Source organism: Thermoflavifilum thermophilum, from assembly GCF_900116565.1.
Lineage (GTDB): Bacteria > Bacteroidota > Bacteroidia > Chitinophagales > Chitinophagaceae > Thermoflavifilum > Thermoflavifilum thermophilum.
The window spans coordinates 2134877-2150791 of the sequence record NZ_FPCJ01000001.1; the positions used below are offsets into that span (position 1 = coordinate 2134877).

At 43.3% G+C, this 15915-nt stretch carries 13 protein-coding genes; 3 read left to right on the forward strand and 10 right to left on the reverse strand.

The genetic code is table 11. The features are described from left to right. Nucleotides 1-18: 18 nt before the first annotated feature. From BM367_RS09135 to BM367_RS09155, 5 genes are all read right to left on the reverse strand, one after another. On the reverse strand, nt 19-477 hold the full coding sequence (locus BM367_RS09135) for a PepSY-like domain-containing protein (RefSeq protein ID WP_177224173.1): 459 nt from the start codon (nt 475-477) through the stop codon (nt 19-21). 86 nt (nt 478-563) lie between these two features. Continuing rightward, a complete protein-coding gene (gene rsmI, locus BM367_RS09140) occupies nt 564-1274 on the reverse strand; it encodes a 16S rRNA (cytidine(1402)-2'-O)-methyltransferase (RefSeq protein WP_092460017.1) in 711 nt (236 codons plus the stop codon). A gap of 3 nt (nt 1275-1277) precedes the next feature. Beyond that, the gene (gene purS, locus BM367_RS09145) at nt 1278-1547 is read right to left on the reverse strand and encodes a phosphoribosylformylglycinamidine synthase subunit PurS (RefSeq protein ID WP_092460020.1); all 270 of its coding nucleotides are present in this window, start codon (nt 1545-1547) and stop codon (nt 1278-1280) included. Next, entirely contained in the window at nt 1544-2380 is an 837-nt protein-coding gene (locus BM367_RS09150; RefSeq protein WP_092460022.1) for a CDP-alcohol phosphatidyltransferase family protein, read from the reverse strand. Before BM367_RS09150 ends, purS begins: the two co-directional genes overlap by 4 nt. Next, nucleotides 2377-3666 carry an aminopeptidase P family protein gene (locus tag BM367_RS09155; protein ID WP_092460024.1) on the reverse strand — a complete coding sequence of 430 codons (1290 nt, stop codon included), beginning with the start codon at nt 3664-3666 and terminating at the stop codon, nt 2377-2379. Before BM367_RS09155 ends, BM367_RS09150 begins: the two co-directional genes overlap by 4 nt. 276 nt (nt 3667-3942) lie before the next feature. On the opposite strand from BM367_RS09155, the gene BM367_RS09160 reads away from it, so the two are divergent. From BM367_RS09160 to BM367_RS09170, 3 genes are all read left to right on the forward strand, one after another. Beyond that, complete coding sequence (locus BM367_RS09160; protein WP_245759952.1) at nt 3943-5553, forward strand: phosphoenolpyruvate carboxykinase (ATP); 1611 nt, start codon at nt 3943-3945, stop codon at nt 5551-5553. A gap of 77 nt (nt 5554-5630) precedes the next feature. After that, complete coding sequence (folD, locus tag BM367_RS09165; RefSeq protein ID WP_317039285.1) at nt 5631-6578, forward strand: bifunctional methylenetetrahydrofolate dehydrogenase/methenyltetrahydrofolate cyclohydrolase FolD; 948 nt, start codon at nt 5631-5633, stop codon at nt 6576-6578. Between the two features lie 10 nt (nt 6579-6588). Further along, the gene (locus BM367_RS09170) at nt 6589-7260 is read left to right on the forward strand and encodes a 7-carboxy-7-deazaguanine synthase QueE (RefSeq protein ID WP_245759953.1); all 672 of its coding nucleotides are present in this window, start codon (nt 6589-6591) and stop codon (nt 7258-7260) included. Between the two features lie 67 nt (nt 7261-7327). On the opposite strand, the gene BM367_RS09175 is transcribed toward BM367_RS09170, so the two are convergent. The 5 genes from BM367_RS09175 to BM367_RS09195 all read right to left on the reverse strand — a co-directional run bounded on the left by BM367_RS09175 (nt 7328) and on the right by BM367_RS09195 (nt 15730). Next, nucleotides 7328-7708 carry a transposase gene (locus BM367_RS09175; RefSeq protein ID WP_092460028.1) on the reverse strand — a complete coding sequence of 127 codons (381 nt, stop codon included), beginning with the start codon at nt 7706-7708 and terminating at the stop codon, nt 7328-7330. Between the two features lie 108 nt (nt 7709-7816). Next, nucleotides 7817-8032, reverse strand: coding sequence for a hypothetical protein (locus tag BM367_RS09180; RefSeq protein ID WP_092460030.1), 216 nt, complete (start codon nt 8030-8032; stop codon nt 7817-7819). Then, nucleotides 8016-8936 (reverse strand): DUF3800 domain-containing protein, encoded by a 921-nt coding sequence (locus BM367_RS09185; protein ID WP_092460032.1) that lies wholly within the window; start codon nt 8934-8936, stop codon nt 8016-8018. The genes BM367_RS09180 and BM367_RS09185 overlap by 17 nt, the downstream gene beginning before the upstream one ends. Continuing rightward, nucleotides 8933-12511: an Eco57I restriction-modification methylase domain-containing protein gene (locus BM367_RS09190; protein ID WP_092460034.1), complete on the reverse strand. Its 3579-nt coding sequence runs from the start codon at nt 12509-12511 to the stop codon at nt 8933-8935. The genes BM367_RS09185 and BM367_RS09190 overlap by 4 nt, the downstream gene beginning before the upstream one ends. Before the next feature lie 3 nt (nt 12512-12514). Beyond that, complete coding sequence (locus BM367_RS09195; protein ID WP_092460037.1) at nt 12515-15730, reverse strand: helicase-related protein; 3216 nt, start codon at nt 15728-15730, stop codon at nt 12515-12517. Nucleotides 15731-15915 lie beyond the last annotated feature (185 nt).

Here is a 15915-nt window from a genome sequence, read left to right on the forward strand (position 1 = left end):
TTAGAAAAATGAGGATAATCAGAGTGTGATATTGTCGTGCAGCAATCTGCCTTTGCTGTTAAAGTACAGGTTTTTCTTCTGGATGGCATTTTTCGATACACCAATCCGATATTCTATCGGTTTATCGGGTTGATACAGGATATATACTGATTCAATATCCCAATCTGCATATTTGCTTTTATGAAATCCGTCCTGCACGGCTTCCGGCAATTCTGCAAAGCTTGATTCCTGCAACGTGGCTTGCCATTCGCCTTTATTGCTGAAGCGGGCTTTGTAATGCACATTTTTGATTTGAAAGCTTACATCTGTTTCTACCAGTTTATTTACAAATGTAGCTTCGCTGGCATCCGGATATTTTTCTTCAAATGCCTGTGTAACGGCATCAGGAATTTTTCCGATCTGAGCATAAGATGTATGTGCAATCATGCCAAACATAATCAAAGCAAAAAACCAGGTGTACCCATACTTGCATTTCATGATGATAGCAGATTTGAATTTCAAATTTACAGATTCCCGGATGATATTGATCATCCGCCCCATGGATTTACACAACTATCATTCATTCAATCATGTGCGATGTGCTCATCAGTTGCAGGTTTTTCAGGATGTTGATTTCCTTCAATGACCAGCACATATTCACCGCGTATTTCTTTTTGCTGAAGTTGAGTAAATACTTCATGCAATGTGCCCCGCAGGTGTTCTTCAAATTTTTTCGATATTTCACGGCTTACGCAACATCGGCGGTTTTCACCCAGATGATGGATGAGATCCTGCATGGTTTTCAGCAGGCGATGCGGTGATTCATACAAAATAAAAGTACTTGTTTCTTTGCTCAGTTGTTGCAAGAGTTGCGTTCTGCCTTTTTTTACTGGCAGAAAACCTTCAAAACAAAACCGATGCATAGGTAAGCCGCTGCAAACCAGGGCAGGCACAAATGCAGTGGGTCCGGGCAGGCATATCACCGGAATCCCGGCTGCAATGGCTTCGCGAACCAGCAAAAATCCTGGATCCGAAATGCCCGGAGTACCGGCATCGCTGAGCAAGGCCATGGTAGTGCCTTTTTTCATTTGCTCGACCAATGACTGCACAATGGCATGTTCGTTATGCTGATGATAAGCGCGTAGTGGTTTTTCAATCTGATAATGTTTGAGCAGAAAACCGGAGGTGCGGGTATCTTCAGCCAGGATAAGATCTACCTCCTGCAGTACACGCAGGGCGCGAAGCGTAATGTCTTCCAGATTGCCTACCGGTGTGGGTACAACATACAGCTGCATGAGTTATGAGGCTTGGCTATCGGGTGCAGGCACGATCTGAATATGCGCATATTCCATCACCGGATTGGCCAGCAATTGTTCACATGCCTGCTCTGCTATTTGCCGGGCTTCTGAAGCATCGGCCGATTCCAACGTGAGTTCTATATGTTTACCTATGCGTACATCTTCAGTCTGATTGAGGCCCAGCTGTTTCAATGCCGCCTGCACAGCCTTTCCCTGCGGATCCAGTAATTCCTTCAGCGGCATCACATCAATATGTGCAATGAATTTCATTCGGAAAGCAGTTGTTTTCTGGCCAGCAAAGATAACAGAATATACAGTACAAATCCGCCGATAATGGCAGCTGTGCCCAGCCAGATGATACCTGCCAGGAACAGCAGGATCCACACATAGCGATACCAGTTTTGTTTCCAGCCGAAATGGCTAAACTTGAATGAAAACATAGGAATGCGGCTGACCATCAGGTAACAGAGTAAAATGAGAATGGCATATAAAATCCAGATGTTTTGCAGATAAGTGGATAGATGAAATGTATCTTTCAGCAACACAAGCGGGAAAGACGCTATCAGCAAACCAGCAGCGGGCGTGGGCAATCCGGTAAAATAATGCTGGCCGGATGATTGGATATTGAAACGCGCCAGCCGCCAGGCAGCAAAGCAGGGCAGCAGCAGGGTAAAGGCAAGATTGATGATGCTCACATTGATGGCATCGGGCAATTGCATGTAGGCATTTTTCAAAAGCTGAAACAAAATCATGGCCGGTGCCACACCGAAAGTGACCACATCGGCAAGGGAATCCAGCTGCTTGCCCATCTCGGATGCAGCCTTCATCCACCGGGCTACCAATCCATCCGCAAAATCAAGAATCGCAGCCATGCCTATCAATACAGATCCCCAGAACAGCGGCTCGGGGGCCGTAACCAGGTAATCCTGTCCGTTATAGCTGGAGATATAGCAGGGCGATTGAAGAATGAATACGAGCGATAGCGTACCGCAGAACAGGTTTCCCAGCGTAAGCAAATTGGGTAATTGCTTCATACAGCCGGCAAGATAAGGGATAAATCCAGCATCTGCAACACCAGCAGCCGATGCCGAAATGCGCATCATTTACGCATCAGGCGTTCAATATCTTCGGCTTCTACCGGGATTTGCTGCATCAGATCTTCATTTCCGTTTTCCGTAATCAGGATATTGTTTTCAATGCGAATACCGATCTGTTCTTCTTCTACGTAAATGCCGGGCTCTACGGTGAGTACCATGCCGGGAATCAAAGGCTCGGTTTTGCTGCCCAGATCATGCACATCAATGCCCAGGAAATGGGAAATGCCGTGGTAAAGATATTTTTGATAGGCGCGGTTTTCCGGGTCTTCATTTTTGACATCGCTTTCTGTGAGCAGACCCGCTTTCAGGAACAGGCGGGTGGCTTCATCACCCAGCAGTTCGTGATAGCGGTGAAGGGTGATGCCGGGTTTCAGCAAGCCGATGGCATATCGCTGCAATTGCAGACAGGTGTTGTACAACTCTTTTTGTCTGGCGGTGAAACGGCCGTTCACGGGCACCGTGCGGGTGAGATCGGCGCAGTAGCGTGCATATTCGGCTCCGAAATCCATCAACACCAGCTCGCCGTCTTCGCATTCCTGATCATTGAACACATAATGCAAAACCCGGGCCCGGTCGCCACTGGCAATGATGGAGCTGTAAGCCGGACCTGTAGCGCGGTTGCGAAGAAACTCATGCCAGATTTCAGCTTCAATTTCATATTCCATCACGCCCGGGCGGATGAATTGCAGCACGCGCAGGAATGCTTTATGGGTAATATCAATGGCTATGCGCATCAACTCAATTTCATAAGGCGTTTTTACCGAGCGCAGCCTGGCCAGGATACGAGCCGCCCGTTGAAAATCGTGAGCCGGATATTTTCGTCGCAGCTCTTCTGCATAACGATAATCGCGGGTGGGCAGCCAGCTGCGTTTGCGGTCGTTTTCATTGGTGTTGATGTAAATATGATCGGCCAGATGAATCCAGGCTTGCAGCAGGCCTTCTATCTGATCCAGCCAGATCACCGTCTGAATGCCTGAAATCTTGCGGGCTTCATCGGCCCGTAACCGATGACCATCCCATTTTTCCTTGAGCGGTTCGGGGCGGGCCAGCACCAATACTTCCCGGTATTTGGGATCGGGATGATCGGGAAACAAAATCAGCATCGTATCTTCTTGCTCAATGCCGCAAAGCCAGTACAAATCTGAGTTCTGCCGGAAAGGGTATAAAGCGTCGCCATTGGAAGGCATTTCATCATTGGAATGAAAAATGGCGATCGACATGGGCAACATGCGCGCCATGAAACGTTTGCGGTTGGTGATAAACAACTGTGGATTCACCGGAAGGTATTTCATGCCTGAGAGATTTAGGTGTATAAAATGATGCAGATGTATGCAAAACTATGGCTTCTGCGGATGAGTTGTGTGCGGATGATTCAATCCCTTCAAAATATTTCAGGCCAATGATGGTTTTTTTATTTCCGGTGAAATAGATTTGTTGAATCTTGTAAATAAACAACATGCAATTTTAGAATACATCAAAAATATGACCTCCAAAAAAGCTGCTGTTTTGAAATTTTCGAATATTCCTGCGAACTTAGCAACATTGGTCACTGCAAAATCTGAGTCTGCATGCTTTCCAAAGACATGGGAATGTCTTTCGATTTTGATCAGCAGGAGCCGTGGTTTCATGCGGCTCATGTGCATTATCAATTATCTCCTGAAGAGTTGATTCATCAGTCTCTGCAACGCGGCATGGGTGAGCTCGACGAAAGGGGGGCTTTAGTGGTGAGCACGGGTACCTACACCGGTCGTTGTCCGCAGCATCGCTATATTGTGCGGGATGCGTTCACTGCAGCACAGGTTGATTGGAACACCATCAATCAACCCATGGATGAAGATGTATTTGAGGTGTTTTTGCAAGAAGTATTGGCATATCTGGAGGGTCGCGAGTTGTGGGTGCGGGATGCCTGGATAGGTGCCAGCCAGCAATGGCGCCAGCGCCTGCGTGTGGTGAGTGAACTGCCGTGGGCCGATTTGTTTGTGCATCATTTGTTTTTGCCGCGCAGCTCAGATTTGCATGATGCCTATGACTGGCTGGTGTTGCACGTACCTCATTTTACCAGGCCTGCCTGTCCGGCGGGCAGGCCTACTGATCACGCCCAACAGCCCTGCATTGCCCTGCATTTTACCCGAAAGCTGATCCTTATTTCCGGTACGGCTTATACCGGCGAAATCAAAAAAGCTGTTTTCACGGCCATGAATTATGCCTTGCCGCAGCAGGGCGTGCTTACCATGCATTGTTCGGCCAATATGGATGAACAGGGTCAATCGGCCTTATTTTTCGGCCTCAGCGGCACGGGCAAAACTACCCTAAGCTGTACGGCCGACCGCAGGCTGATTGGCGATGATGAACATGGATGGGATGAAACGGGTATTTTCAACCTCGAGGGAGGCTGTTATGCCAAATGCATTCATTTGAATCCCGATACCGAACCTGTGATTGCAGCTGCGATAGGCGAGGGCACGCTGGTGGAAAATATGCGTTTTTACCCCGGTACCAAACGCCTGAATTTTGAAGATCAAAGCATCACGGAGAATATCCGCGCAGCTTTTCCGTTAACCCGGGTTCCCCATCATGTGGAAGACCACTGTGGACCTGCGCCGCGGTGGATTTTCTTTCTCACCTGCGATGCCCATGGTGTGCTCCCGCCAGTAGCCAGGCTCACCGTGCCCCAGGCCATTTATCAGTTTTTATCGGGCTATACGGCAAAAGTGGCGGGTACCGAAACCGGCGTGCTTTCACCCAAAGCCACGTTCAGTACTTGTTTTGGTGCACCTTTCATGCCTTTGCATCCTACAGTGTATGCCCGCATGCTGCAGGAAAAAATTCAACACCACAGCGTGTCATGCTGGCTCATCAACACCGGATGGATGGGCGGTCCCTATGGCGTGGGGCAACGCATTCCATTGCCCATTACGAGAGGAATTCTGTCGGCCATCTTTGCCGGAAAGCTAAATGATGCATGTTTTGAAGCCCATCCGGTTTTTGGCTTCATGGTGCCCCGGCATTGTCCGGGCGTGCCCGATAGCTGGCTGCAACCGGGCGGCAGCTGGGATGATCCCCTGGCTTATGCACAGGCTTCTGCTCAGCTGGCACGTGCTTTTCAACAAAATTTTCAGCGCTTCGCTAATCAAGTGCCCGAAAAAATCCTGCAGGCGGGGCCGATTTCGCGCTTCTAATCATTCTGCATGATCCATCCCTTCATTCAGATGTACCACCGGGGCCAGAAATCCCGGTAAATAGCTGATAGCGTTGGGTGGCGCATCTGCAGCGATTTGCGGGTGCTTCCGTATCTTTGCGCATGCAATTACTCGACGGTCGTATTGCCTCGCAGGCCATCCAGCAACAGTTAGCGGAACAATGGCAATCGCAACGTAATTTGTTCAGGCGTCCGCCACATCTGGCCTGCATTCTTGTGGGCCATCATCCGCCCAGCGAAACCTATGTGGCTTCCAAGATCAAAGCCTGTGCGCAGGTGGGTTTTCAAAGCAGTCTGATTCGTTTTCCGGAAACGATATCTGCACATGAATTGTTGAAAAAAATCCACGAACTCAATGCCGATGCAGGTGTAGATGGCATTCTGGTGCAGCTGCCTTTGCCCGCGCATATCAACGAACAGCAGGTCATTGAAGCCATTGATCCCGATAAAGACGTGGATGGCTTTCATCCAGTGAATATGGGCCGGCTCGCCAACGGGTTGCCTGGCTTTGTGCCGGCTACGCCAAAAGGGATTATGCTGTTGCTGGCGCATTACCGGATTCCAACACGGGGGCTGCATGCGGTGGTCATAGGCCGCAGTCATATTGTGGGTACACCGGTGAGCCTGCTGCTGAGCCGCAATGCCGAGCCCGGCAATTGCACGGTTACGCTGTGTCATTCACAGACGCGCAACCTGCCGGAGCTCACCCGCCAGGCTGATCTGATCGTGGCTGCGCTCGGCAGACCGGCTTTCCTGAAAGCTGATATGGTGAAAGAGGGAGTGATTGTGGTGGATGTAGGCATTAACCGGGTGCCCGATACATCGAAAAAATCGGGTTTTCGCCTGGTGGGCGATGTGGATTTCGAACAGGTGGCACCCCGCTGCAGCTACATCACACCGGTGCCGGGTGGTGTGGGACCCATGACCATTGCGGCTTTGCTGAGCAATACCTACCAGGCTGCCCAATTGCATGCCGAACGAGCCCGATCGCGGGTTTCATCCTAACTTTGCAGAAATGCATGCCGACACAGCACATATCAAACCCCTGAAGGTGGCGGACACGGCCTGTCCGCTGAATGCGGCTGATCCCGACCGGCTCCCTGTGATGGAAACTTTTTACAGCCTGCAGGGCGAAGGTTTTCATCAGGGCAAAGCCGCTTTTTTCATCAGGTTGGCGGGTTGCGATGTGGGTTGTGTGTGGTGCGATGTAAAGGAAAGCTGGATGGCCGAAGGATATCCTGTGCTATCAGCCACAGAAATTGCTCACCAGGCTGCTCTTCATCCCGCGCGCATGGCCATCATAACCGGCGGCGAACCCACCCTTTACGATCTGAGAGCTTTGTGCCAGGCCCTGCATCAACAAGGCTTTCGGGTTCATCTGGAAACTTCTGGAGCACACGAGCTCGTGGGTGATTTCGACTGGATTTGCCTTTCCCCCAAAAAATTTAAATCCCCTCTGAAAAGCGTTTGCCAGCAAGCCCATGAGCTCAAGGTGGTCATCTATCATCGGTCAGACTTTGCCTGGGCCGAAACCCACGCCAGACAAGTAACGCCTGCATGCAAGCTGTATCTGCAGCCGGAATGGAGTCGCCGCGAACGCATGACTCCCCTGATCATTGATTACATCCAGCAACATCCGCAATGGGAGCTGTCCCTGCAGCTGCATAAATACGTGCAGATTCCGTAATGCAGCCATTCAGACTGTATCCTGTCGTGTACACGAAGGGCCTGCCTTCATGGTTTTTGTTGTTGTTTTAGATGATGCGTTCATCATAATTCCGTTGCCAGATGGGTTGTCCAGGGGTATTGCGGAATATGTTGATTTGTTTTGCCACATTCATTTTGAAATAACCCATTATTTTGGGCAATAACATTTTACGCCGTTGGTATGCATCCGGTGGTTGTTGTGGTAGGGGCAATTCATGAATTGCCCCTACATCATGAATTGCCCCTACATTACGTGTATTATTGTTATCATCATTTATAATCATAATCCCATGAATATGATTTGGCATGATCACATGTTCGTCCAACGATACATTCGGAAAATGATTCGGTATTTCCAACCAACATTGTTGGGCGATTATTCCCCAATCATTCAAAATTATTTCCCCATCTTCAATTTCACCAAACAAACATGCACGGTTTTTTGTGCAAATGGTAATAAAATATGCACCGGCAGAGGAATAATCGTATCCTTGCAATCGGATGGAACGGCGATGGTGTTTGTTGGGGGGGGTATTTCATTTTTGATTTTCAATTATCTTTTTTTCATCATCGGTTAAATCGTACAACCTATATACCAACCTATCTATTTCCCTCTCCCATTCGCTGGTATCCGGTTGGGGCGTATTGCGATACGCCCTTACCTTTTTTGCCTCAAGGATTTTATCCACCAGCGATTCTATCTGACGAAAGATGGGTTTGTTGGCTGTTAGTCTTCTAAAAATGAAAATCATCTTTAATTTCGTCTTTTCCTCTTTGTGAAAATATTGAATCCATTTTTTTCCTGTAATTTTCTCTAATATTATTATTTCCTGGTGTTTCTTTTAATCCACTTCCCCATATCTCGTTTTTTTTATCTTTACAAAGTTTTGGATAAATATAATTACAAAAAAATTCAACCGCTTTTTGATAGTTATTTGAGTCTTGTTTTTTTATCGAGGTCAGCGTTCCAGCAAAAGTCCCTGCAATAAAATCCATCATTTGTAAGAGTTTGTTATCATATGAGTCATCAAAAAGAAGTGACTCATAAATTGAGTTATATTCTTTTATAAAATCTCCATTTGTAATAATTTCGTTATGAATAGCTTTAAATAATTTCTTTTTATTATCATCTATACTGTCATAAACAACAATTACAATCGAATTACTACATTGCATTTGAATCCTTTCCAGATGATCCTGTATGTGAAATTTATATATATCTTTTTCTTTATGGTTGGGATATTTTGATTTTTCCGTGAAAGTCAAAATTATTTTGAAATCATATTTTGATTCATTAAGAAGAGAAAGAACTCTATCGCAATATTCAATTAACTGATGATAATCTCCACCTAATTTTTTTAGAAATGAATAGATAGATTTTAATCTTTTGTCGGAAGGATCTTTATTTTGCTTAAAACAATTTCTTAATCTCCATAAATCCTGCCATTTTATTTCTTCATTCAAATTACCAAGTTGTAAACTTTCTCTAATGCTTATAATATCATTCTCAATATCTTTTAATTGGGTGGTATCTACCAAAAGTGATGCTCTAATATAAAAATTGGTTCTCTCATCATTCCAACTGCCTGATTCATCATTAAAACAAATGTAGGTTTTCATATTTATTTCGTTTTCAAATAAATCTATATTTTTCATTTCAAATACATTCCCTCCACCATCTCATCCAACTCCTTTTGTATTTCATTTAATTTTAATTCCGCTTCCGGCTCGCTTATTTTACCCACAAATTTTTGCTTTTGTATCTCTACGGCACGATTGAAAATGCTTTCAAATGCTTTTAGCTGGGTTTCATTGGGAATGATAATCGGAAATTCTTTTGCGTCACCTGTAGTTAAATGATGCGATGTATTAATAAATAGCATTCTGTATTGTCCATAAAAAGTAGAATTCAGCATGCAAACTAAATAGTAATTAGGCAAAATATTTTCTAATAAAGAAATAAAGGTCATGGCTTCTGTAGAATGAACAGATTTTTCTTTCATTCTACATTTTATTTTTTCATCAGAAAGTACATTATTCCAGCAAAACCCCTCCCGGAAATAAAATTGCGGATTTCGTACAACAGGCATTCCTTCGCCTTTTTTACCGGAATTTTCTTTCAAAAATTTCACATTCTCCCTGCTCCAATCAATATAATACGGCGTAGGTGCATACCAGCGGTTGCCGTCTTTATCGCCTTTGTCATAGGGTACAAAGGTTCTATTTCCTTTTATACCGTTGAGTTTTTCGTCTTCTGTAAGTGCTTCTACATCGGCAATTTCATCAGGGCTAACTATTCTGTAAAGCCAGCCCTGTCCGAAAACATCTCTGCCGTATTTTTCCTTTAAATCATCAAACAGATTTCTTATTTCATGCTCGCTAAGAGTCTCTAAATATCTTTGAGCTTCTTGTTTGCCGGTAATATTATTTTTTTTGCAAAATTCTGTGGCAAGCAACAGTTTTTCAGGTCTTTGCTTCCTTACATTTTCTGCCCATTTGGTTCTTTCCAACACACCTATATATTTGCCGTTGTTTCCAGTTTGTATACCCACTCCACCTTCTGTAATTAACCCAAGCAGGGTAATATCACCGGGTTTCAATGCATTGCGGTATTGTTCTAACTCCCGTTTGTATTTTTCTATGTTTTTGCTTGTAGAAATTTTATCCCACCATTTATTGAGCAGTTCATTTACTTTTTTGCCGTATTTTTCAAAGATTTTAAGATTGTAATCAGTAATTGGATAAAATACCCGATTGGGTGCTTGCCGGTAATATTCAATATTACCGATTGTTTTTGATGGATTTAGTATATCCTTAGTTCCGTCTAAATATGTAAAAGTATAATTTTCAGCATTAGCATTTTTCATTACAAGTATTACACTTGTATCGACCATTGCCGATTCAAAAGGATTGGCTGTATCAAACAAACTAAGCAATTGGTTTCTTAAAATGAATTCACGCAAATTTTTCTTGGTTTGAATTGTCCAGAAAGTTTTAGAAGAAATAAAAGCCAGAATTCCTTTTTGTTTAAGAATTTCCATTCCTTTAAAGTAGAAATGATTGTAAAGGTCATCAGCAAAACCAAAATATTTTTCCAGCTGTTTTTTAAATTCATTATCAACACCTTTTGTAGAGACATACGGCGGGTTGCCAATCACCACATCAAAGCCACCTTTTTGATGAAACACCTCTGAAAAATACACCTCAAAGTCAAATTCGCTATGACCATTGGTGATTTGGCTAATTAAATCATCAATCTGCTTTTTGTATTTCTGCTTGTCAGTAGGATTGGTTTCATTAAAGTACAGAGGTTTAAGTTTTTCAAGTTCGGCAAACAAGTGATCGTTAAACAAATTCTTCTCCAAACCCAGCAGTGAATTGCCGCACACAATTTTATAATCGAGGTTTGGTAAGGGTTTTATCTGCCGTATATCTTCCTCTTCCACCACCAATGATAGCCACAGCCTTAGCTTAGCAATCTCCACAGCCCCCGGGTCGATGTCAACGCCGTAAATCGAATGTTCAATACAATGGCGTTTGAATGCGTAATCGTTTCGATTTTGCTCTGATATAAAAACTGACAATATGTTTCTGGCACAGACTATCTCGTGCATCATCCCCACCGGAAAGGCACCACTACCCACAGCCGGGTCGCAAACCGTAATATCTGCAAGCCATTTATCGATGGTGGCGGCGTGGTCCTTTATGCTGTTGGCCAGAAGGCTGTTGTATTTAGAGGTTTTTTGGGAACCGTTTTTAATTTTCTGCTCTTTGATATTTGCAGTTGCCTCGTGCTCTGTTATCATCTCACCTACTTCGATCAGGTCTTCAATGTCTTGTTTTTTGATAGATTCTGTTAGTCCGGCTTTTTCGACACAGGTATAGAGATAATGGATGAGGCTTTGCTTGCACATGTAGTGCACGATTTCGCGCGGGGTGTAGTAAACGCCAAATGTTTTGTTGAATTTGTTTTCCTCGTTACTGCTCGCGTTTTTTAATGCTTTTTTGTATTCTTCAAAATTGTCGGGGCGGATGGCATTGAATTTCTCATACACTTTTCCCAGAAGCTCCGGATCGATGGCAACATCTTTTTCCAGCGGTTCATCTTCCTTAACAGTAAAATTATAGCGGTCGAATATATCCAGTATTCCGTTGCCTATATCGCCTTCTTTGGTTGTTACATCATTTGAAAAAAGTTCATTGGGCAAAGTAATATCGGTATGCACCCAGTCGTAATTACCGATGGGGTCAAACAAGCCGCCATTGAGGAATGGTATTTTGCAGTTAAAACGGCTGTAGTAGTGGTCGTCGTGGCTGCGATCAACCCGCAGGGCTTCATAAAAAAGCGGCTCCAGAATATCGTTGAAAAAATTATGGTATGGGCCGTATTCCCTGTTGAATAGTCGCCGTAAAAAATCTTTCGGGCCGGTGCCCCAATCGGCATCCCTGTCAACCCCAAACCAGCCTTTTTTCTGCAGAAAGTAAAGGAAAACGACCTGGCCAAGCAGCTTTTTAGCAAAGTTGACCGTGTCTATCTCTTTGGTATCGAAATCGGCTTTGACCTTTTCGTTACGTGCCACCACCTCATCCAGCGCCTCTTTGGTACGGATGAAAAGCTCACGGTATTTCAGGAAGAATTCTTTGGTAACGGTTTCAATGTTAAACGCCTCTTCCAGTTGCGCCAGGGTGGGCTTATGCTCATCATCCATAAGCAGGGGAATAAACCTGCTCTGGGCGGTGTGGCTGGCTTCATTCGCACCCACCAGAAACGACCATCGGCGGGCAGGGGTGAATTCTTCTTTTACTTTTATTTTTCCAGAAGGAGTTTCTTCAAAACGATAATCCATTTTGACAAAGGAAAAGCGCCAATCTTCACTGTTTGGTGATACAAAGGCCACGAGGGCTGCATCTTTCAATTTCCCCTTTCGGCTGCCGTTTAAGTACCATGCAATAAAGTTGCGCTGCATGGTGCGGGCACGCTCAATCGATGTCTGTTTTTTTAGTTGTACGACGAGGATGTCAATCTCATGTTCTCCATCGGTATATTTGTACAAACGCTCCAGCGATATAATGTATTCTTTGTAAGCATCGGGAATATAATTGCCCTGATAGGTAAATGGAGCGGACTCGACATTATTAAGGAGATTTTTGACAAAGTTTTGGAAATTTGCTTTATTAAAAGAATTCTCAAAGGTATCCTTTATGATTTTTTGTGCTTGCGTCTTATCCATAGTTTATTCTCCTTTTAAATACATTGATAAAATAACTTCCCGTTTAGCAGTTAAATTCAGGTTTTGCCCGACATAATGAGCTTGTAAGAAGCGCAAGGGAATGTGAGCTTGCAAAGCAGCTACCACTTTAAGCGGATGAATAAGTTCCTGTTGCAGCTGTTGCAGTGCATGAAATGCTTTGTTGGCAGTTTGTTTAGGTATTGCACCGGCTTCCAGTTGCTCTGCCAGCTGTTTAAGATATTCTTCTTGTTCGTCAGTAAGCTGTTGCGATTGATGTAAAGTTGCTTTTATAATCCTCAGTATCTGATATGTTTTATCACGGCCACGTCGCTGACTATATTCTGCTGTTTCTTGTGTTGTGGCCATCCTGAAGGCTTCTTTGTTTTTATCAAGAAGCTCAAAAAAATCTTTTGGCAATTGTTCTTTTTTCTCATTCGGTGAGCTCTCCAGCAATTCTGCAGCGCTTATAAAATCTAATTCCCGGGTATCGTTGTTGGGGGAAGACAAGTAAAACTTATGCAATTTCCCAAGTTTAAAGTAGGTGAGGAGGGCGCCTTTCTCCTGGGGGCTTTCTTTAGCTGTTCGGGCTTTTTTAGGTAATCGTTTTATTTTTTCAAAAAGATCTCGTTCATTGTCTCTTATATCTTTTATAACCTTCAGGTATTTCAATTCGCTTTCCTCTGCTTCGTCTTCTCCCGTAAGTGTTTTCTTGGAAATCAATCTGTTAAACAGTTCATGCGAACCAATAGGTTCTCCATCGGTCAGTAGTGCGGCATCACCACCAAGCAGGGTGAAAAAGGCGTGTATCTTTGCTTCAGCAATTTCTTTAAGTTTGATTTCATTATCAGCTTGTGTTGTTGGAAAAAAGTTGAAGGTGTAAATTTTATCAAAATTTGTATCCACCCGATTAATACGTCCAACCCTTTGCATCATGCGGGTTGGGTTCCACGGAATATCGTAGTTGATAACCACATTGGCCCGATGCAAGTTTACGCCTTCTGAAAGGACTTCTGTAGTTATCAGAATTCGATAATCATCTTTAGGATTTTTCACTTTTGCATCAAAATTTTCTACGACTTTGTCACGCACACTTTCACGGGAGGAACCGGTATAACACAGGGCCGGATAGGTGAATTTGCCTGTATTGCCAAATTTTTTATTGATTTCTTCGGTAAGATATTCTGCTGTTTCTTTTGATTCAGTGAAGATGATAAGCTTGTTTGTGTTTAAAATTTTATCTTTTGAGAGTTTATCCAGAAAAGCAAGCAGTTTCGGATCTCGTGTAATTTGTGACCATAGTGATTGTAATTTTTTCAGTTGTTTCAAATCGTTTGTAAGGTCTGTTAAAAAAGCCTCTGAAAAGTCGGCTGCATCATAACAATCGGCTTTGTTTTCATCAAGCAAACGTTGAATTGATTCATCGTCATCGTTTTCAAGGAATTCAAAAATTTTATTCGCATATTTTTTACTAAAATAAACAGATCCTTCTTTGTATGCATCAATGAAAATTTCATAAGAGTGAATAAATCTATCAATAGATTTTCTGAAAGCATGAAAACTGCTTTCAAGCCGCTTGACGAGCAAAACCTTCATAAATCTCCCCATATTTATCTGGGACTGTTCCTCAAGTGGTTGTATTGACTTTTTGTAATATTTAGGTAGCAAGGGTGTGTAACGTGCGTAGGTTAATTGTTGCGATATCAGCTTTATGGTTTCATTAAATATGCTATCTTCTTTTTCATTCAATTGATAGTATAAGGGCTTGGGATCATTTACCTCAGGAAATTTAAGGCCTTGTTTTTTCATATCTTCTGAAAAATATTTCACAATTTCTGTTCTGGTTCTTCGCACCATCAGGTGTTTTAATACTTTTTCTCTGATTTCTTTGGCATTCTCTTTTACTGTTTTTATGTACTTTTCGTAATCCTTCTGCTTATCAAAGTTTTTGAGTTTATTTTCCAGTTGCCTGAAAAAGTTTTCAAGATTAGGTAAATTCGGAATAGTGCTTCTTCTGGGATTTTGAAAAAGTTTTATCTGGCTCAAAATATCCATGGGTGAGTTGTTGTAGGGAGTGGCCGTAACCAATATAACTCTTTTGCCCCTGCAAATTTCTGCTAAGAGTTCGTATGAGAGTGTAGATTCATTGCGGAAGCGATGAGCTTCGTCGATGATAATGTTTTTGTACTTGTCTATATCCCTTTTGCGTAAATCATCCAGCCTTCCAACCGATTCATAGTCAGCTGCCACGTGGAAATCGGAAAACACATTTGGCCACGAGCCGGGGTTGCTTTTTTCGAGTAGGACCGGTGGAGCAATGACCAATGTTCTTCCATCGAGTTGCGATGCAAGCATAGCAGCAATGTATGTTTTACCAAGACCTACTACATCTGAAATAAACACGCCGCCATATTCTTCCAGGATTTTTTTTGCATTGAGTACGGCCTGTTCCTGGTATTCCAGTTTTTTAAATTCCTGAGGTATATATTTAAGCAATACTTCTTCGCTTTGGCTGAGTTCGTCTTTAAAATATTCATATAGAAATTTCAGGTAAAGCTCATAGGGTTCTATGTTTGGATTAATCCATGTTTCCTCTTCAATGGTTTGTATAAATTTCTCACTCACATCCACAGCTTCTTGCCATAATTCTTCAAACTTTTGTATTGCAAACCTGTAATCGGAAGGGTGTTTTAATTCTACATTAAATTCGAGATTATCTTCAAGACCAGATTGAGTAAAGTTGCTTGAACCTGTAATTACCCGGCCTTCGTCTCTGTCTCCTTTTTTAAAGGTCATGATGTAGAGTTTGGCATGGATGTTTTGTGCAGGGTAGGCTCTGATCTCAAGCTTTTTATTTATGATCCATTCCCGGAATTTTAAGGTACCCTCTTCTACACGGGATGAGTCTTCAGATTGTTCATATTCGTTTTTAACTGCTTCGGCGTATTGCTGCTTTATTTCTGCGTGTGAGAAAATGTTGGGTACTGTCTGTGCGGATGTAGATTGTTGAATCAGATCAAAAGTTTCTTTGTTGGTGCTCATGCCAATGAGAATTCTGATTTTCTCAGTTTGCTCAAGTGCCGGATACAGTCGATAAAACCCGCTGGTGTAAAAATATCCTACCAGACAATCGAACAGATGCGTGTCTTTAATTAAGGTTTTAAAGCGTTCGAGCAGGGTCTGGTTGTTTTCGTTTGTGATAAATGACAGGGAGTTTTCCATTTTTGTAGATGCTTGGGTGATATGATTCCTCAAATCTAAAAATTTGAGATGTAGCCAGATAAAAAAATATCGTGCATACAGATGATTTTATTCCATTCGGTTACATGCTCTGGCTGCGCCGAATCATGGCGGATGTCAGGGAAAGATAAGAGTGGCGCATATCATACGGTTCGTATTTGATCCAC

Bases quoted from the DNA above. Each gene is read 5' to 3' on its own strand.
- BM367_RS09135 (WP_177224173.1), bottom strand. From the start codon at position 477: ATGAAATGCAAGTATGGGTACACCTGGTTTTTTGCTTTGATTATGTTT.
- BM367_RS09185 (WP_092460032.1), bottom strand. From the start codon at position 8,936: ATGAAAAATATAGATTTATTTGAAAACGAAATAAATATGAAAACCTAC.
- BM367_RS09150 (WP_092460022.1), bottom strand. From the start codon at position 2,380: ATGATGCGCATTTCGGCATCGGCTGCTGGTGTTGCAGATGCTGGATTT.
- BM367_RS09155 (WP_092460024.1), bottom strand. From the start codon at position 3,666: ATGAAATACCTTCCGGTGAATCCACAGTTGTTTATCACCAACCGCAAA.
- BM367_RS09190 (WP_092460034.1), bottom strand. From the start codon at position 12,511: ATGGATAAGACGCAAGCACAAAAAATCATAAAGGATACCTTTGAGAAT.
- BM367_RS09180 (WP_092460030.1), bottom strand. From the start codon at position 8,032: ATGATTTTCATTTTTAGAAGACTAACAGCCAACAAACCCATCTTTCGT.
- purS (WP_092460020.1), bottom strand. From the start codon at position 1,547: ATGAAATTCATTGCACATATTGATGTGATGCCGCTGAAGGAATTACTG.
- BM367_RS09170 (WP_245759953.1), top strand. From the start codon at position 6,589: ATGCATGCCGACACAGCACATATCAAACCCCTGAAGGTGGCGGACACG.
- BM367_RS09195 (WP_092460037.1), bottom strand. From the start codon at position 15,730: ATGGAAAACTCCCTGTCATTTATCACAAACGAAAACAACCAGACCCTG.
- rsmI (WP_092460017.1), bottom strand. From the start codon at position 1,274: ATGCAGCTGTATGTTGTACCCACACCGGTAGGCAATCTGGAAGACATT.
- BM367_RS09160 (WP_245759952.1), top strand. From the start codon at position 3,943: ATGCTTTCCAAAGACATGGGAATGTCTTTCGATTTTGATCAGCAGGAG.